This is a genomic window from Serratia sp. TSA_198.1, from assembly GCF_052686505.1.
In genome coordinates this window covers 24,071-41,078 of sequence record NZ_JBQZFP010000001.1, presented here as the reverse complement: position 1 = coordinate 41,078, position 17,008 = coordinate 24,071, and the positions used below count along the sequence as shown (strand labels likewise).

Here is a 17,008-nt window from a genome sequence, read left to right as displayed (position 1 = left end):
CACACAAGAACATCGCCCAGGGCATTGCCAGGTTCTTAACGCTTATGCCCCACCACAGACCGGCACCCTGGTTGCTAACTGAAAAAGATTACTCCTGCATCTTGACGACAACTTTTCCCTTCGCATGCCCTTGGTCAAGGTAGGCAAGCGCATCCTTTGTGTCTACAAAGGAGAAAACCTTGTCGATCACGGGTTTGATTTTTTCAGTTTCCAGCAGTTTGCCGATTTGGCTGAGTTGATCGCCCTCTGGGCGGACAAACAGAAATGAATAGCTGATACCTCGCTTTTTCGAAAGCCGCATAATCTTGCGGCTCATCAACCCAAAGACAAAAGTCAGAAAGAAGTTTAACCGTCGAACCCGTGCAAACGCGGCATCTAACGGCCCGATGAGAGAAACGATCCTTCCCCCGGGCTTAAGAATTTTGGTGGATTTCTCAATCGCATCGCCTCTGATAGTGCCGAGTACGATATCGTAGCCACTCAGCACGTCTTCGAATTCCTGCTTTTTATAGTCAACCACTTCGTCTGCGCCAAGGTGACTGACCCATTCGACGTTGCCCGTACTCGTGGTCGTTCCCACCGTTGCGCCAAGGTACTTCGCCAGTTGAATCGCAAACGTGCCAATCCCCCCCGATCCTGCAGGGATGAAAACCTTCTGGCCAGGCCGAAGCCCGGCACGCTCTTTCAGCGCTTGCCAGGACGTGAGGCTCACCATCGGCAGAGACGCCGCCTGCACGAAATCCAGGTTCGCGGGTTTCATCGCAGCAGCGTTCTCAGGCACCACGGCAAATTCGGCAAGCGAGCCCCTTCCCATATCGAAAATGCTGGCGAAGATGGCATCGCCGGGCTTGAAACGGGTCACGCGATTTCCCACCGCGGTGACTACGCCAGACAGGTCGCTGCCAAGGGTGGCAGGTAACTGAAAATTGAGAACCGGCTTAAATATTCCCGTTGGGATCATATTGTCGATAGGGTTCAGACCCACAGCGTAAACCTTTACAAGGATTTCATTAGCGTTGAGCGTAGGAAAATCCACGTCATCGAAACCTAAGTCAGGCGACTTGCCATAGCGTTTGAAAGTGAAGGCTTTCATCGTCTTATTGTTCATTTGTTGTTTACCCTATCGTGTTTGTCGATAAAACGTTCATTTAGCCGCCCTATTGGCCCGTAAAAAAGCCACGCCCAAACAACGGAAAGGGATGTTTACCCGCCAGGGAGCCACGGCGGCTTGTGCCGTAGCCCCTAAATCCTGCGGCCAACAGTTTGTTGGCCGATGCCTCGCCAATCCCTGATGAGGCACCCGTCACGAGCGCTACACGTTTATTTGTCATGCCGAAATAGGACCTTCATAAGCGGTTTGGGGTTTATCGTCAGTGTCGCGACGACAAGCGATACGGAATATATTTTAGCTTTAACGCTCTGCAGAAGGGTTCGAAAGATCGTTATCCGTGTCCTGCAGAGCGTCACTCATCGATTAAACGTTTTTATATCGCTCTGCGGCTTCGGCTTGTTTAATGTCCGAAAGCAGAGCCTGCCGCGCGGTATCCAGGGTGTCCCAGCGTGCCGCATTATGCAGGGGTGGAATGGTGACGAGTTCACGGCGATCAAAACCAACCAGTGCCGCATCGACCAGTTCGCCCACTTCCATCATTTTGGACGAGTTACTGATGTCGATACCTGCTCGCTCCCAAATTTCCGTGTAAGTTCCAGCAGGAAGTACCGCCTGGACGTAAATGCCCTTGGGCGACAGCTCCAAACTCATTCCCTGAGACAGGAAAAGGACAAAGGCTTTGGTTGCGCCATAAACCGACATGGCAAATTCAGGGGCCAGGCCAACGATGGAGCTGATGTTGACGATCGATCCTTCACCCGCTTGTACGAATCGGGGGGTCACCGCACTGGCAAGGCGCGTCAGGGCAGTGATGTTAAGCGCAATGAGTCGCTCAATCGAATCAGGCGTCTGCTCAACGAAGCTGCCCGACTGCGCGATCCCCGCGTTATTAATAAGAACGCCTATCCGCAAGTCGTCGCGAAGGCGCGCTTCGACAGTGGCCAAATCACTCGATTGCGTGAGATCCGCCGGCAGAACATCGACAGAAATAGCATTTTCTTGCCGCAGACGTTCTGCAAGGAGATCAAGTTTTGTCTTGTCGCGAGCGACCAGCACAAGATCGTGGCCCCGGCGCGCAAACCGCTCGGCGTAAACCGCGCCAATACCCGTAGAAGCGCCTGTAATGAGGACTGAAGATTTGGTCATGGGTTGATTGCCTTTATTAATGAGTCAATAGAATCCGCAATGTGCGATGTATAGAGAAGCGAGCCACCCGCAGAGCTACTTGCCGCTCGCGGAAAGCGGCGGGTAATCGGTGTACCCTTCTGCGCCGCCGCCATAAAGCGTTTCAGGAACCAGCGTGGCCAGAGGCGCTTGCGTTTTCAGTCTTTCGACCAGATCGGGGTTGGCGATGAACGGACGTCCGAAAGCGAACAGGTCCGCTTTACCTTCAGCAAGCTGGCCGGAGGCCAACGCCAGGTCATAGCCGTTGTTGCCAATATAGGTATTTTTAAAGCGCCGGCGCAGAGAGCCATAATCGAACGGCGATACGTCACGGGGGCCCCCCGTAGCGCCCTCCACAACATGGAGGTAGACGATGCCTAATGCGTCGAGTTGTTCAACGAGATAGTCATATTGCGGCTGTGGATCACTGATCGAAATCGCATTAGCGGGAGAAACCGGTGAAATGCGGACGCCAGTGCGCTCAGCCCCGATCTCATCTTTAACGGCAGCCACGACCTCTAACAGCAGCCGTGCGCGATTCTCGATAGAACCGCCGTATTCGTCGGTACGCTGATTGGCGCCATCTTTGAGGAACTGTTCCAGCAAATAGCCATTCGCGCCATGAATCTCAACACCATCAAATCCAGCGGCAATGGCGTTGGCGGATGCCTTTCTGAAATCCTCGATAATGTCCTTTATTTCGTCCAGCTCGAGCGCACGAGGCTCAGAGACGTCAGCAAAACCGTTGTTCACAAAGGTTTTCGTCTCGGCACGGATGGCCGAAGGGGCAACGGGCGCTGCGCCACCAGGCTGCAAGTCGACGTGGGATATGCGTCCTACATGCCACAACTGCACAAAGATATGCCCGCCTTTTGCATGCACTGCGTCAGTCACTTTGCGCCAGCCATCAATCTGCGCCGGAGTATAGATCCCCGGGGTATCCTGGTAGCCCTGTGCTTGCGCCGAGATCTGCGTAGCCTCGGTAATCAACAGCCCCGCAGTGGCACGCTGCGCGTAATAGGTCGCCGCCAGTTCACTGGGTACCAGACCCGCTCCGGTGCGATTACGCGTTAACGGCGCCATCACAATATGGTTGGTGAGCGAAATTGGCCCAAGGTTATAGGGTTGAAATAAAGGTTGGTTCGCCATGTTTGTACCCCTGCTAAGTGATGTGTGAAGCGACGACCACAATGATGATGATCATAATCTAAAAAGTCAAACGGTTTGATTATGATCATCATCAATGTATACTTGCGGCATGCATTTTTAAGAGAGGATCCGGAAACGATGAAAGTTTCAAAAGAGCAGGTTCGCGAAAATCGCATGCGCATTGTCGAAACTGCCTCAGTGCTGTTTCGTGAGCGGGGCTATGACGGCGTGGGGATAGCTGAGCTCATGTCAGCCGCAGGGTTAACGCATGGCGGGTTTTACAAGCACTTCGGTTCCAAGGCGGATTTGATGTCGGAGGCGATGAGCTGCGGTTTCTCGCACTCTGTAGAGAGTACCCTGGGTATGGATATGGCTGGTTTTGTAGAGCAATATCTCTCACGCAAACACCGTGATGCTATGGGAAATGGCTGTGTGATGTCGGCATTGGGTGTCGATGCCGCGCGCCAGTCGGCGTCAATTAAAGAAAGCTTTGCGGCTGGCATTGAAAGCCAACTGGCCACTTTAGAAAATGAGAAGGGATCGGGAGACGAAGCACGCGCCGAAAGAATCAGCACCATTGCACATCTTGTCGGCGCCCTGGTGCTATCGCGTGCCTGTCCAGATGACTCTGCCCTTGCCGATGAGATTCTGGAGGTTTGCCGCTCCCGTATTCTCGGTCAGGAAGTCCATGAGAATTGAATGCCCGGGTACAATCGCAATAGGATGGCGGCGGTAACCTCTGTGCAAACATGCCCGTTTTAACTTACCGCGTTTTCGGGGCAGGCCTGAGGAACCCCATGTTCCTGGGAGGATGCCCATTCGATTCGGTTCCTGCCCCAGGACTTTGCCCGATAGAGCGCGATGTCCACACGCTTGAGCAAGCTTTCCTGGCTTTCATTTTCTCTTTTATTTCCGGCACCCATGCTGACAGTGAGGCGAACCTCATCATTAACCACCAATTCTCTGGAGCGGGTTAATATTTTCTCTGCCGTTGACTGTGCCTCTTCAAATACCGACGTTTGCACTATTACGGCAAATTCTTCGCCACCGATTCTGGCGGCAATGACATTATTTTCAGACAGCTCGCCCAGCATCTGCCCAAAAGCTCTGAGGACTTCATCGCCAATATCGTGCCCGTATTTGTCATTTATCTTCTTGAACAAATCGATATCAATAAAAAACACATAATAATTCACGCTCTGCAAATCCAGCAGCACGCGTCGAAAATAACGCCGGTTGGGTAAATTCGTCAGTTCGTCACGATAAGAGTCGATGCTGGCATCGGCATATTTATCATTAACATAGTGCACGATTAAATACACGCCAACGGCGACGCAGAGCATCCCTATGAGCCTGGTGAGGTCCTCGATGTAATAGCCTAACCACTGGGGCTGGCGGATGATTTCGTCCATAAAATCACACGCCGCGGAGAGGATCCAGACAAGCAGGCCGACGTTAATCCACCGGCGCTGGCTGGCTTTTACCGTTAGCCGGTTAAAACTCCATAAGATAAAATTAAGTATTAACAACTGGAATAAATCAAATAACCAGCCTGAATTTTGTATCCAGGAATGCCCGATTTCTTTTGCCGGGAAGTACGCCAGATGAATGATCATCACCAAAATACACAGCGCCCCGGATAATACCAGCGGCATATACAGGGTTTTTCGCGATTCGTTTTTGGTAAAAAGCCCGTTCTCATTTTTCACGAATGGCATATGAGCCCCCTGACACATACTGAAATAAAAATCATTCTCATGTAGATGTATTGGTCTACCCCTCTCTTAATTTACACGCCTGTGGCGGCGCCGGAAAGAAATCCAATGCGCCTGGCTAAAAACGTTATTTCGGGTGGATGCCACGCTGCGGGCATGGCTAGAGAAAGTCCGCACGGCGTTTGTGATGGCGCAGATTCGTGGGCTGACTGACGCGGAGATCGCTACCTGACTATGAGCACGAGCAAACCGAAGATGATTTGTTTGGATGAACCGGCGACCCCGCTGGCGGATGCTCGCCGCCATTCACAAGCCGGCAATGCAGGCGCCCCCCCAGGAGCCTGCATTGCCGGACGAACAACCGCATCACGCCGACCAGCGCCTGATGCTGTGGGGAGGATTCGCGGCCTCAGAACCTGCCGTTCATCCCCAATATCGGCCCCTGCTGCACCACGTCATACACAAAGCCGTTATGCCGATAATCGACCCCCATGGCCCGGTATCCCGCCACGGCAGAAAAACCGGGGGTAAACTCCCAACTCAGCAGCGCCGCCGCATCCCAGTCCAATCGGGACTGCCCGCCACCGGCCAATCCCCAGGCCGAAAGCCTGACGGTTGGCGTCAGAGCATACTGGCCGCGCAGCCCCGCAACGCCATCCACCCAGGTGGCGCGGTCACTGCCCGACGCCCCATCGATAATCCCTCCCTGAAAATGCAAGCTGGTGCTGCTGTACCACACCCGAACGCCACCGGTGGCATCAAGGCGAGCGCCGCCTTCCTCCAGCAAGGTATATCCGCCACCGAGGAACCCGGATACTGTCCGGCTATCCACTTTCAGGCGTGATGCCGGTGCCCCATCCGGCAGGCCGTTCCGCGTCGTGGTGTCGATGAACATCAGGTCCATCAGCAGGCTGTAAGGTCCTTTACGGGCCTCCCCCATCCCCATCACCGCCACATCGAGGTCACGAGCAATGGCGGAGAAATCCGTTTTCATAAATTGCGTGCCCGTTGACCGATGGCCGACATCTCCGCGAATGCCTGCCGCCCAGAGATAAGGAGAAACGGTGAACTGCCACTCCTCCGCCGGCTGATAGACCGGTGGCGCCACTTGAGCCGCCGCAGCCGGGAGACTCAAAACGCCCGACGCTAAAAGCGCCGCAGGCAGAACCCGCCAGGCGAGCCTGTTTTGCAGATTGTCACAATTCATCATGGCCATGCTCTTCTCAGTGCATACTCAGGGAGAGAGCAACACGTTCAGCCGCGCAGTCCTCGGTGGGTTTCAGGTTCGCTTTGGTGGCGTCCTGCACTTCGCGCTTGGCGGCGGCCAAATCTGCCAGGAAAGCCGGGTTGTCATGCAGCACGGCTACCGTGGCGGCCCCCATGATGCGCCCTGCATCCACGTCGCTTTGCCAATGCGCATTGCAGACGACCCGGCTCTGACCAAACGCCAGACCGCGCGCCAGCAGCTCGGTCGCCCGTGCCGGCTGCACTTCGGCCAACACCAAGCCCCAGGCCCAACCAGCCGCCGAGTGGCCGGACGGCCAGGAACCGTCGGTACGCAGAACCGGCTCCATGTCTTTGCGACAGGTTCCCTCGTCATGCTGCACAAACGGGCGAGTACGGTTATACGCGTTCTTTCCTGCGTAGGTTGAGCCACCCGCATCCGTCAATACGTGCTGCATCATGGCGTAAAGGTGCGGCGTCTTTTTCTCGTTGATATCGGTGCCCAGCGCGCACGAGAACGATTTTGCCGGCGCCGGAAAGGTCAACTCGGCGTCCGTTGCGGCCAACTTTTCACGGGCAGACCCACGTAACGCCAATGCCGCCCGCCGTGCCTCTTCATCGCGAGCGAATGCCGCAGAGTCCGGTTTTGGCGGCCCTCCGAGCAGGGCCAAACGCACCGGCAGGCTGGCCGGTTCAAGGTAACCCGGTGCCAGCTTAAAATGCGGGTCCGTTACCGTCGGCCCGGTATCGCTCGCCGCCGCCAGGCCGGAACACAACAAGCCGGCCAACGGCGCTATCAGGTACAAAGGGACGCATGACTTTTTCATTTATGATGATCTCCAGAGTCGGTCGATGCCGCAGAGGGCAGCGCTATCAAGGCACTCAGAATTGGTACACCGCATTCAGGTAGAAGCCCGCCCCCACCGTCTTATCCGTCAGCGGGCTGCGACGCGCATCCGCCGTCAAGGCGTACAGCTTCATCCCGCCCTGCAGGGCAATATGAGGCTGTAACTGGACGGTCAGGCCGGTTTTTAACGTCACATTCCGCATACCGCCGCCGGCATGATATTCGCTGAAGCCGCTACGATCGGCCTGCTCTCTCGTCACTCCGAAACGCGCCATCATGTCGTCTCTGTCGCTCCAGGTCCCGTACAGCGCGGAATCCAGCGTCAGTGAGGAAGACAGCGGCAGCGAGTAGTCGGCACCGGCTTCAAGGTATGCGGTGTGCCCCAAATCCTCGCCGCCGTATTCGCGGCTGCGGGTAGCCTGCCAGCCACGGACGAACAGCCGGCCGGCCGGCAGACGCCAATAGGCTTCCGCACCGAGCATCGCGCTGCCGTCCAGATCGCCCATCCCCTTCAGATGACTATTGCTGCCGCCCAGGGTACGGATTTTTTCCTTGCGGCCCATGTCATATCCGGCCAGCAGCGCCAGCCCCACAGAAGAAGCCCCCGGCAAGTCCCAGCGCAAACCCTCAGGAAAACCTGCCGTGAAGGTTCCCCAGTTCTGCGTCGGCATCACCGCCTTCGCCACCAGAGAAGGAAAGGCTTCATAACGCGAGGAGCCTTCATACAACGGGCTCACCGCCACCCCGCCGCCCAGCGTTATACTCTGGTCCCCATCGGAAGCGGCCTGTACGGACAACGGCAGCGCCGTCATCAGCGCAAAGGCAGGAAGCCCGAACGATTTATAAATCCCGTTTTTCTTGCTTGTCATATCCTTGTTCCTTTCTCTATTTTCTTTTCGTTTTTATTCTGATTCATCGGCATGTTTAACCGCTATCCGGGATATATTCCCGTCATCCATTCCCTTGACCGGAAATAGGTTTTGGCTAATTACTTTTTATTTTTTCAGTCATGGCATAGCCAACCCTATGCCTGCGGATAACCCTCCTGCCCGGAAAAGGGCGCAAAAAACCCCGGTGCGCGAGGGGCTGCTTAAAAGCGCCTGCACAGCTGGAAAAAGCATTATGTCTTTGCACCGCTTGCCGAAAAGTGCAACTCGACAGGCTAAAAGGGGTGATTGAAACAAAGAGAGAGTGAAAACACGCCCTCGCTTCCCGCGCCCATCATTACCGAACGTCATGTCCAAAGACGGCGTTATCCCTGTCGTCCATCCCTGTTTCTCCCTGACATATTTTTAATACAGATTTTTCTTATCCCTAATTGTGTCAAACGGCACAATCAAGGGAGAAAAAGTAAAAAAACATGTTCAGGAAAATACCGAGCGGATCACTGCGGCTCCGGGAAATGCCATTGACCATTCAGGATTTCGTCGTCAGGCTGATAAAGCCTGACCGTGTAGTTCCAACCGGGCATGGTCGGCAGACAATTCGCAATTTTGCCGTCGCAACCACCAAATTGGATCACAATCGAACCATCATCGCTTTTTTGGGCGGTGAGGTTATTTAGCGAATAGGCGTCATACGGGTTTTTCTCGAAGTACCCCTTGGCGTTATAAACGCTCACGGACCAAAAACTCTTCACCGGTACATGCCCGACCTTGAGCCGATAAACGGTTTTCCCGTCATTCTTCGGCATCACGCCGCCGAGATAAATCGCATCCTTGCTCGGATTTCCTCCCCATCCGGACGCCGTCGCGATCAAATGCTGAATAGGATCGACCGTGCTCTTGGTGCCAAATGCCTGGTTGTAGTTGGGGAGCGTATCCCCGAGAACCAGCAGGGCATCGCGCATCTTTTTCTGACTCGCCGGATCCCATTTCGGTACCACGAACTCCCCTATTTGAGCCTGGCTAACCTTGATGGCATCTTGTAGCGCATGCACCTGCTCAACGTCTTTGCGATCGGCAGGATCGACGAGCGTACGGATAGCGACGAAAACATAGCGAGTGCCGACCTCCTCCTTCGTCAACGTATGGCGGCCGGCGCCATAAAAGACGGCGGGAACGTAGTGGTCTTCGTTGACCACCAGCATCGACATGAATCGCTTACCGGCCTCCGGCAAGGTGATCGTGACCGGGCCGGCATCGAGATCGAACACCGCACTCGAGTAGAGCGTGTCCCGATTCATGCGGATGACGCTCTGAGCGTCAATGGCAACCGGTTCGCGGCTATGCACAAACCGTCCCAATCCGCCGTCCGCCACCATATTGCCCATGTAAAGATCGGACTCGGCACGGACAAAATTATCGACACCAACCGATATCGTCTCACCGGAAGATGATTGCGCACTGGCGCACCCCAAGGTTGCCAACGTCAGTGCGACGATGCGGGCCGTAGATGAATATGACATGTAACCCCCTGATCTTATGAAAATGAATCCCGCTCCCCAGCGTCACACTTTTCTTGTGCGCATCGCTTCCTTGCACCGCCAGCGGGCTTTGGCATTGCCTTTGCAGACGGCAACCGTGATGGCAAACCAACCTGTCGACCTTACGTCCACAGACGGCTTTATCCCTGTTATCCATCGCTATTTTTCCCGAGCCACTTTTAATACAGATTTTTCTTATATGAAATTGTGTCAAATCGCACTATTGGGTGAGAAAAAGTGTCACGCATGCCCCGAGCAAACCCCGGACATAGCTTCTTTCGACTCGGCTGGCTGGTCTGATATCGGCTATCGCGCCATCACCGCCGCCGGCCATTGCGCAGAGCGACAATTTGCCGGGCAGGACCAGACGGGCTGACCGGCTTTCCATTGCCCCTGCATTTATTGACGGCCATTAATGACCGAAGCAGAATGTTGCCTGGGTGCCCGTTGGCCCCCGCCCATTGAGGTGGATATCAATGACAAGGATGAAATGTCTATGTTGAAACTACGAAATTTATTATTTCTTATCCCCTTTTCTTCCGGTGTTTTCCTTTCCATACCGCAATCCAGTCAGGCCAGAACCCCGGTCGCCATTCAGCTCTCCGCCTGCGAAAGCCAATAAGACGGTTCACCAGGTATAAGCGCCCTGTTACACCCGTATCTGTTACAGGTGTCTCATCACACACCTGTAACGGGTAACGCCTTTAACAGAAACAAAACAACTCACTGAAATAACATCACTTTTCCCTGTATCGTCACATTGGCACGTTTTTCGCTATCTCCTGCGTTGAGTCTCTGCCCCGGCCACCGACGTATTGGCCGCCGAGGCAGGTTTACGGTTAATTTCAAGGGGAAGATGATGAAAGCAGCTCGTTGGTATCAGGCGCGCGACATCCGTATTGATGATATTGAAGAACCTCAGGTTTCCGCCGGTAAGGTGAAAATCAAGGTAGCCTGGACCGGAATTTGCGGCAGCGACCTGCACGAATACCTCGCCGGCCCGATTTTTGCCCCGGTAGGCAAACCTCACAAGCTAAGCCATGACATAGCGCCTATCGTCATGGGCCATGAGTTTTCCGGTGAAGTGGTGGACGTGGGTCGCGGCGTGACGAAATTCAAAGCCGGTGACCGCGTGGTCGTAGAGCCGATCCTGGCTTGTCGGCAGTGCGAAGCCTGCCGCGAAGGCAAATATAACCTGTGCGCCGATCTGGGTTTCCACGGTCTGTCCGGCGGTGGCGGCGGCTTCTCTTCCTTTACCATGGTGGACGAGCATATGGTACACCGCATGCCCGATGCGCTGAGCTATGAGCAAGGCGCGTTGGTAGAGCCTGCGGCGGTAGCCCTTCATGCGGTGCGGATGAGCAAATTGAAAGCCGGGGATAAAGCGGCCGTCTTCGGTGCCGGCCCCATCGGCCTGCTGGTGATTGAAGCACTGCGCGCGGCCGGTGCGGCAGAAATTTATGTGGTCGAGCTGTCGCCTCAGCGGGCAGAAAAAGCGCGTGAACTGGGAGCGAAAGTGGTTATCGACCCCAGCAAAGACGATGCCGTCGCCACAATACGCGAACTGAGCTCGGGTGGCGTTGACGTGGCGTTTGAAGTGACCGGCGTGCCGGTGGTGCTAAAGCAGTGTATCGACAGCACTCGCTACGAAGGCGAGACGATTATCGTCTCCATCTGGGAAGGGGAAGCGGCATTCCATCCGAACAAAGTGGTGCTCAGCGAACGTTCAGTCAAAGGGATTATCGCTTATCGTCATATTTTCCCGGCGGTGATGGATCTGATGACCCAGGGCTACTTCCAGGCCGACAAGTTGGTGACCAAGCGTATCGAACTGGCTGACTTGGTGGAGCAGGGTTTTGAAGCGCTGGTGAAAGAAAAACAACAGGTTAAAATCCTGGTGCGTCCACCGCAGTAAAAGGTATCGCAGGTATGACGAGAGGGCGGCCCCTCGGTCCGCCCTCTAAGATCAAGACGCAATTCCGAGCACCCCGCAAGGTTACAACGGTGCCGGGGAACGCAGGATCGCCGCCCCTAGCGCATCGACTATCTCGTCGCGTAGATCGTGGGTAACGTCTGGCGCCATTTGCGCCACGCTAACGGTTTTCTCCGCTTGATAATGCCGCCCACTGCCTAATGCCGCCTCAAACTGATTGGCATAACGGTGCGCCGCTGCCAAATCACAATCCACCAACAGCACCGCATGGGCCAGCACCACGTGCCGCCGCACCTCGTCGGCAGGTTGACTCGCCACCGGCCGCCAATATTGGGCGGTACCGGCGATTTTACGCGCCGCCTCCCCGTCGCCGCAGGCAAGATTGAAGCGTCCGTCGCAGAACGATCCTTCCACCGCCTGCCAGTGGGCCACCACGCCCCGTGCGGCCAGCGCACTGCGGAGAATAGCGCACAGATGCTCATACACCTCTTCTGCCGCTTCACCCAGAGTGCGCGCTATCGGATATGCCAGGCTGACATTCACGATGCCGGGCCCCTGCGGCACCAGCCCGCCCCCGGACTTACGCAAAAACACCGGGCACCCGTCTGCGGCAAACTGTTGGCGCGCCGATTCCAGCGCGGCAAAACGCTTATAGCTGCCCGGAACCACCAGCGACAGCGGCGAGTGCCACAGCTGTGCCACCGCCTCTCCGGCGGCAGCGCGGGCAAACAGGCCGGCTTCGGCCTGCGTAGGGTCCGGAAAAAACATCAGCCGCGATGGCTGCAGTGAAAACCGGCCACCGTTAACGGCGGCGGCCTGAGAAACATCCTTCATCATCTCCCCTTGTCCACCACTCATATAGGCGGGGTTAGTCATGCACCGGCGACTGAATGCCGAAGCGCTGCATGCGGCGATAGAGCGTCATTCGGCTGATGCCCATTTGCCGTGCGACGGCGCTGTGGTTCCAGCGGGCGGCACGCAGATATTGGATCAACAACTGAGCCTCCGGCGGCAGCGCTGCATCGGCTTCGGAGTGAACCACCGGCTGCGGGCTGGCGGGGATCGCCGCCGTCAACCCTTCCGGCAGATCGGTGGCCTCGATGCGGCCGCCATCGCAGAGTGCGGCGGCGTAATCCAGCGCATTGCTCAGCTCACGCAGGTTGCCCGGCCAACGGTGCTGATGCAGACGGCGACGCGCAGCGGCGGAGAGCTGCACCTTACCGGCCAGCAATTTATCCACCAGCCAGTCGAGGTCGCTGCGCTGGCGTAACGCAGGCAGCGAGATACGCGCCCCCTGCAAACGGTAGAACAGATCGGCACGAAAACGCCCTTCCTGCACCAGTTGATCCAGCGCGTGGTGCGACGCGGAGATCACGCGGATATCCACCGATACCGGACGCGAGGCCCCCACCGGCAGCACCTCCTGCTCCGCCAACACCCGCAGCAACCGGGTCTGCATCTCCAGCGGCATGTCGCCTATCTCATCAAGGAACAGCGTGCCGCCGTCGGCTTCCTGGATCAGCCCGCGCCGCCCTTTACTGCCTGCGCCGGAGAAACTGCCGGGCAGATGGCCGAACAGTTCGCTCTCAATCAGCGCCGCCGGGATCGCCGCGCAGTTCACCGCCACAAACGCCCGATGGCGGCGGTTGCTTGCCTGGTGAAAGGCTTTGGCAAAAAACTCTTTCCCGCAGCCGGTTTCACCGTGAACCATCAGGTGCAGCGGTGCCTCCAGCAGCCGGGCGGCGCGCTGGAGCTGGAGCTGCAACGCAGCGTCGCCACCGTTCAGTGCGGCCAGCGCCGGAGGCAACGCGCCGTGGCTGACTGTGGCCTTACGTGGCGCACGCCGAACGGGCTGCACGGCGGTAACGTACAGTTTCTCCCCGCTGCGGGCGCGTGCGAGGGTACCCTGCTGCCCGCTGGCGCTGGCCAGCCAATCGGGAAGACTGTCGATGGACGTATTAAACAGTTGTTCAATCGGCCGGCCGAGCAGCGTGCTGCGGCAGTGTACCGGCGGCGCGGCGATACCCAGTTCGTTTTCCAGCATGCGCTGGGCGCGGTGGTTATGCCCCACCACTTTGCCGGCGGCATCAAAGGCGATCAGGAAATCCGGGCTGACCTCAACAAACGACGATGCCGGGCTGAGTTTCAGCACCCAATCGCCGCGATGCCGATGCTCAAACCAGGCATTTTCAATCTGATGCGCATAAATTTTAGCGAGCTGTAACGCCAATTGCTGGCTGGATTTTGGTTGCGGCGAGCTGAGCGCGGAAATATCAAGAATGGCGTTTAGCTGACCCTGCGGATCGAACAGGGGAACGGCGGTGCAGGTCAGCGGGATATGGGTGGCGTCGAAATGATCGGCCTGATGCACGGTCAGCGCCTTGCCGGTGGCCAGCGCGGTGCCCACGGCGCAGGTGCCTGCGCAGGCTTCCGTCCACTGCGCCCCGAGGAACAGCCCGGCACGACGCAGGCTGATTTCCGCATTGGCGTCCCCCAGGTAATCCACGGTGATACCGCGCGCATCGGTCAACAGCACCACGTAGCCGGCGGCGGCAATCTGCTGATACAACACCGTCAGGCCGTGATGGGCAATGTGGCGAAATTCTTCCATTTCCTGGCGGTGTTCCCGCAGTTCATGCCACGGCAAGATGCGCGCTTCCTGCATGCGGCTGGGATCAAGGCCATGATGTTCCACGCAGCGCTGCCAGGAGTCGCGAATAGTCTGTTCGTGGAAACGCGGGGCCAGCAAATGCGCCTTGTTGCTGAGGCTGGCCATTACCGTGGCAATGTGTTCGCGCTGGCTCTGATTCACGGGTCGTTCTCCTGTGGCGGCACGGTGGGAATAACCGTTGCTGATGCGGGCCCTCATCATACACTGGGTTGGCTGCCCGGTGCAGGGGCATGGCCGGCAGGTTTCAGCGCACCGGTTATCAACGGCGGGTTATATCAGACTAAATACCGGGGAGAACTTTTCACTGCGTCCAGGTGCAATTTGTGATCGGCCACACGGCGCGGCCGCATTATTTGCCGAAAAAAGAACGTGCGTGGGGAGAAGGCTGAACCGCCCCGCTCTCAGCCGCCGCGAATGGTGCTGCGCCAAATGAAGTCGGCATGGTACATCCGCGTTTCGCCCGGCATTTCCTGCCCCAGTGCCGGTGCCATGCTCTCTTCGTTCTCCTCTTCCGCCACCAGCCATGCCACTGCTTCCCGAGCGAACTGCTCCACCGGTTGAGTGAATGTGGTGAGGTTGTAGGATGACCAGCCCGCCTGAGGGATATCATCGAACCCGGCCACGCAAAGATCTTCCGGAATACGCAACGCAAAGCGATGGCGCGCCTCATCCATAAAACCGCAGGCCAACAGATCGGTGACGCAGAACACCGCATCAGGCCGCTCCCGACGGGTTAACAGCCGGTGCGCCAGAATTTGCCCGCTCTCGTACGACGTGGTGCCAAAGCGCTCGACGCTCACCGCCAGCCCCGCCGCTTCCGCCGCCTGGAGAAAACCGCGTTCACGGGCCATCAGGCTTGGCGTGCCCGCCAGCGAGTTGGCAAAGGCGATCCGTCGGCAACCGGCGCGGACAAACGCCATCATCACCGTGCCGGCCGCTTCTTCGTTATCCAGGTTGATGCTGAGCGAACCCGGTAGCGCATCATTGCGGTTAATCAACACCAGCCGCTGACCGTGCCGGTGGCACAGGCGGGCGATGGCACTGTCCGGCATGCCGGAGAGGACAAAAGACGCATCGGCGCGGAAGTTAATCGCCTGCTGCAACGCCTGGGACACGCTGTCGTCGGAACGATCGGTGTTAATCAACATGGCGATCTTACCCGCCGCCTGCAAATGCTGGGTCAGCAATCGCACCAGGCTGGCCCGGTAAGGGGTCGCCAGTTCGGAAACGATCAGGCAGACAATGCCGCTGCGATTGCGCACCAATCCCCGCGCCAAATGATTAACATGGTAGCCCAGTTGCTCCGCCGCCCACATCACCCTTTCGCGGGTTGCCGCCGAGACGCTAGCGCCGGGCGTATAGGTGCGCGACACCGCCGATCGGGACACGCCGGCCAGCTCCGCTACGTCTTTGGCACTGATCATTGCCTTGTCTACCGCCATGGTTACATCCATCCGTTACCCGTTCCGATAAAGTTTGCCGCACTTTGCAAAGCTGTGCAAATTTTTCGCAGAAAATTTGTTTCATTTTTGTGACGAATAGGTTGAATTGTTCTATATCGCAATTGACAGCACAATTTTTATCCTCTAGTTATTTGCACACACGTGCAAAAAAAATGGCGACAACGTATCGCCACCCTACACAAACCAGGAGAACACCATGCATCGAGTCACCCTGATGGCGGTCATCGCCGCCGGCTCCGCGCTCTCGGCCCTGCCGGCTCACGCCGCCGGAAAACTGAATATGATCTGCTCCGCCGATGTCGTGGTCTGCGAGCAAATGACCACGCTCTTCGAGAAACAGCACCCGGATGTCAACGTCAGCATGGTGCGTCTGTCCGCCGGAGAAGCCTATGCACGCATCCGAACCGAAGCGCGTAACCCGCGCACCGACATTTGGTGGGCGGGCACCGGCGATCCCCATATGCAGGCCGCCAACGAAGGTTTAACCCAGCCCTATAAATCGCCGCTGCTTGACCAACAGCACGACTGGGCACGCAAGCAGGCGGAGAGTGCCGACTACCGCACCGTGGGCGTCTACGCCGGCGCGCTGGGCTGGGGCTACAACACCAGGCTGCTGGCGGAGAAAAAACTCAAGGTCCCCGCCTGCTGGGCCGATCTGCTGGATCCGTCCTACAAGGGCGAGATCCAGATGGCCAACCCGAACTCCTCCGGTACCGCCTACAACACCCTCGCCACGCTGGTGCAGATCATGGGGGAAGACAAGGCCTTCGATTACCTGAAAAAACTCAACGCCAATATTTCGCAGTACACCAAATCGGGTTCCGCACCGGTTAAAGCGGCGGCCCGCGGCGAAACGACGGTAGGCATCGTCTTTATGCACGATGCGGTGGCGATGCAGGTCGATGGTTTCCCGGTGAGGGCCATCGCGCCCTGCGAGGGGACCGGGTTTGAAATTGGCTCCATGTCGATTGTCAAAGGCGCGCGTAACCTTGCCAATGCCAAGCTGTGGTACGACTGGGCGCTCGGTGCCGAAGCACAATCGCACATGAAAGACGCCAAATCCTTCCAATTGCCGTCAAACCGCGAAGCGGCGATCTCCGAGTATGCGCCGCGCTTCGAGAACATCAAACTGATCGACTACGACTTTAAAACCTACGGTGCCACGGAAAAACGCAAAGAGCTGCTCAGCCGCTGGGATAAAGAGATCGGCTCCGGCGCGCAGTAATTCCCGTCCATTCCCTCTCGCACTTTCTGCCGTTGCCGATGAACCGGGCGTGGCACGCCACGCCTGCACGGCTCGCAGAAA

General features: G+C 57.1%; 15 protein-coding genes and 1 pseudogene. 4 read left to right on the top strand and 12 right to left on the bottom strand.

What is annotated here, in order from left to right; translation table 11 throughout:
• Window positions 1–88: 88 nt before the first annotated feature.
• From ACUTSW_RS00195 to ACUTSW_RS00180, 4 genes and pseudogenes are all read right to left on the bottom strand, one after another.
• Window positions 89–1,108, bottom strand: a complete 1,020-nt coding sequence (locus ACUTSW_RS00195; protein WP_445583377.1) for an NADP-dependent oxidoreductase — start codon at window positions 1,106–1,108, stop codon at window positions 89–91.
• 79 nt (window positions 1,109–1,187) lie between these two features.
• Window positions 1,188–1,331, bottom strand: a pseudogene (locus ACUTSW_RS00190) (oxidoreductase); the annotation flags it as partial.
• A gap of 143 nt (window positions 1,332–1,474) precedes the next feature.
• Complete coding sequence (locus tag ACUTSW_RS00185) at window positions 1,475–2,257, bottom strand: SDR family NAD(P)-dependent oxidoreductase (protein WP_445583376.1); 783 nt, start codon at window positions 2,255–2,257, stop codon at window positions 1,475–1,477.
• Between the two features lie 75 nt (window positions 2,258–2,332).
• Window positions 2,333–3,424, bottom strand: coding sequence for an alkene reductase (locus ACUTSW_RS00180; RefSeq protein ID WP_445583375.1), 1,092 nt, complete (start codon window positions 3,422–3,424; stop codon window positions 2,333–2,335).
• A gap of 138 nt (window positions 3,425–3,562) precedes the next feature.
• On the opposite strand from ACUTSW_RS00180, the gene ACUTSW_RS00175 reads away from it, so the two are divergent.
• Complete coding sequence (locus tag ACUTSW_RS00175) at window positions 3,563–4,123, top strand: TetR/AcrR family transcriptional regulator (RefSeq protein WP_445584428.1); 561 nt, start codon at window positions 3,563–3,565, stop codon at window positions 4,121–4,123.
• A 59-nt stretch (window positions 4,124–4,182) separates the two neighbouring features.
• Here the strand turns inward: ACUTSW_RS00175 and ACUTSW_RS00170 are convergent, their stop codons facing one another.
• The 5 genes from ACUTSW_RS00170 to ACUTSW_RS00150 all read right to left on the bottom strand — a co-directional run bounded on the left by ACUTSW_RS00170 (window position 4,183) and on the right by ACUTSW_RS00150 (window position 9,617).
• Window positions 4,183–5,142 carry a GGDEF domain-containing protein gene (locus tag ACUTSW_RS00170; protein WP_445583374.1) on the bottom strand — a complete coding sequence of 320 codons (960 nt, stop codon included), beginning with the start codon at window positions 5,140–5,142 and terminating at the stop codon, window positions 4,183–4,185.
• Window positions 5,143–5,548: 406 nt separating this feature from the next.
• Window positions 5,549–6,349 (bottom strand): hypothetical protein, encoded by an 801-nt coding sequence (locus ACUTSW_RS00165; protein WP_445583373.1) that lies wholly within the window; start codon window positions 6,347–6,349, stop codon window positions 5,549–5,551.
• A 13-nt stretch (window positions 6,350–6,362) separates the two neighbouring features.
• A complete protein-coding gene (locus ACUTSW_RS00160) occupies window positions 6,363–7,190 on the bottom strand; it encodes an acid phosphatase (protein ID WP_004946461.1) in 828 nt (275 codons plus the stop codon).
• Window positions 7,191–7,245: 55 nt separating this feature from the next.
• Window positions 7,246–8,079: a MipA/OmpV family protein gene (locus ACUTSW_RS00155; RefSeq protein ID WP_445583372.1), complete on the bottom strand. Its 834-nt coding sequence runs from the start codon at window positions 8,077–8,079 to the stop codon at window positions 7,246–7,248.
• Between the two features lie 515 nt (window positions 8,080–8,594).
• Window positions 8,595–9,617: a DUF1254 domain-containing protein gene (locus tag ACUTSW_RS00150; protein WP_434460638.1), complete on the bottom strand. Its 1,023-nt coding sequence runs from the start codon at window positions 9,615–9,617 to the stop codon at window positions 8,595–8,597.
• Between the two features lie 16 nt (window positions 9,618–9,633).
• Between ACUTSW_RS00150 and ACUTSW_RS00145 the strand changes: the two genes are divergently transcribed.
• Together ACUTSW_RS00145 and ACUTSW_RS00140 are read left to right on the top strand one after the other, a co-directional pair.
• Window positions 9,634–10,011: a hypothetical protein gene (locus tag ACUTSW_RS00145; RefSeq protein WP_445583371.1), complete on the top strand. Its 378-nt coding sequence runs from the start codon at window positions 9,634–9,636 to the stop codon at window positions 10,009–10,011.
• 483 nt (window positions 10,012–10,494) lie between these two features.
• Entirely contained in the window at window positions 10,495–11,550 is a 1,056-nt protein-coding gene (locus tag ACUTSW_RS00140; RefSeq protein ID WP_434463168.1) for a 2,3-butanediol dehydrogenase, read from the top strand.
• An 81-nt stretch (window positions 11,551–11,631) separates the two neighbouring features.
• Here ACUTSW_RS00140 and ACUTSW_RS00135 read toward each other — a convergent pair whose 3' ends face one another.
• From ACUTSW_RS00135 to ACUTSW_RS00125, 3 genes are all read right to left on the bottom strand, one after another.
• Window positions 11,632–12,405: a lipoyl protein ligase domain-containing protein gene (locus tag ACUTSW_RS00135; RefSeq protein WP_422397133.1), complete on the bottom strand. Its 774-nt coding sequence runs from the start codon at window positions 12,403–12,405 to the stop codon at window positions 11,632–11,634.
• 31 nt (window positions 12,406–12,436) lie between these two features.
• Complete coding sequence (locus tag ACUTSW_RS00130) at window positions 12,437–14,380, bottom strand: sigma-54-dependent Fis family transcriptional regulator (protein WP_445583370.1); 1,944 nt, start codon at window positions 14,378–14,380, stop codon at window positions 12,437–12,439.
• Window positions 14,381–14,640: 260 nt separating this feature from the next.
• A complete protein-coding gene (locus ACUTSW_RS00125; RefSeq protein ID WP_445584427.1) occupies window positions 14,641–15,681 on the bottom strand; it encodes a LacI family DNA-binding transcriptional regulator in 1,041 nt (346 codons plus the stop codon).
• 217 nt (window positions 15,682–15,898) lie between these two features.
• On the opposite strand from ACUTSW_RS00125, the gene ACUTSW_RS00120 reads away from it, so the two are divergent.
• Complete coding sequence (locus ACUTSW_RS00120) at window positions 15,899–16,927, top strand: ABC transporter substrate-binding protein (protein WP_445583369.1); 1,029 nt, start codon at window positions 15,899–15,901, stop codon at window positions 16,925–16,927.
• Window positions 16,928–17,008 lie beyond the last annotated feature (81 nt).

Coding starts and splice junctions, on each gene's coding strand:
- ACUTSW_RS00195 (WP_445583377.1), bottom strand. CDS start 1,108: ATGAACAATAAGACGATGAAAGCCTTCACTTTCAAACGCTATGGCAAG.
- ACUTSW_RS00185 (WP_445583376.1), bottom strand. CDS start 2,257: ATGACCAAATCTTCAGTCCTCATTACAGGCGCTTCTACGGGTATTGGC.
- ACUTSW_RS00180 (WP_445583375.1), bottom strand. CDS start 3,424: ATGGCGAACCAACCTTTATTTCAACCCTATAACCTTGGGCCAATTTCG.
- ACUTSW_RS00175 (WP_445584428.1), top strand. CDS start 3,563: ATGAAAGTTTCAAAAGAGCAGGTTCGCGAAAATCGCATGCGCATTGTC.
- ACUTSW_RS00170 (WP_445583374.1), bottom strand. CDS start 5,142: ATGCCATTCGTGAAAAATGAGAACGGGCTTTTTACCAAAAACGAATCG.
- ACUTSW_RS00165 (WP_445583373.1), bottom strand. CDS start 6,349: ATGATGAATTGTGACAATCTGCAAAACAGGCTCGCCTGGCGGGTTCTG.
- ACUTSW_RS00160 (WP_004946461.1), bottom strand. CDS start 7,190: ATGAAAAAGTCATGCGTCCCTTTGTACCTGATAGCGCCGTTGGCCGGC.
- ACUTSW_RS00155 (WP_445583372.1), bottom strand. CDS start 8,079: ATGACAAGCAAGAAAAACGGGATTTATAAATCGTTCGGGCTTCCTGCC.
- ACUTSW_RS00150 (WP_434460638.1), bottom strand. CDS start 9,617: ATGTCATATTCATCTACGGCCCGCATCGTCGCACTGACGTTGGCAACC.
- ACUTSW_RS00145 (WP_445583371.1), top strand. CDS start 9,634: ATGAAAATGAATCCCGCTCCCCAGCGTCACACTTTTCTTGTGCGCATC.
- ACUTSW_RS00140 (WP_434463168.1), top strand. CDS start 10,495: ATGAAAGCAGCTCGTTGGTATCAGGCGCGCGACATCCGTATTGATGAT.
- ACUTSW_RS00135 (WP_422397133.1), bottom strand. CDS start 12,405: ATGATGAAGGATGTTTCTCAGGCCGCCGCCGTTAACGGTGGCCGGTTT.
- ACUTSW_RS00125 (WP_445584427.1), bottom strand. CDS start 15,681: ATGGCGGTAGACAAGGCAATGATCAGTGCCAAAGACGTAGCGGAGCTG.
- ACUTSW_RS00120 (WP_445583369.1), top strand. CDS start 15,899: ATGCATCGAGTCACCCTGATGGCGGTCATCGCCGCCGGCTCCGCGCTC.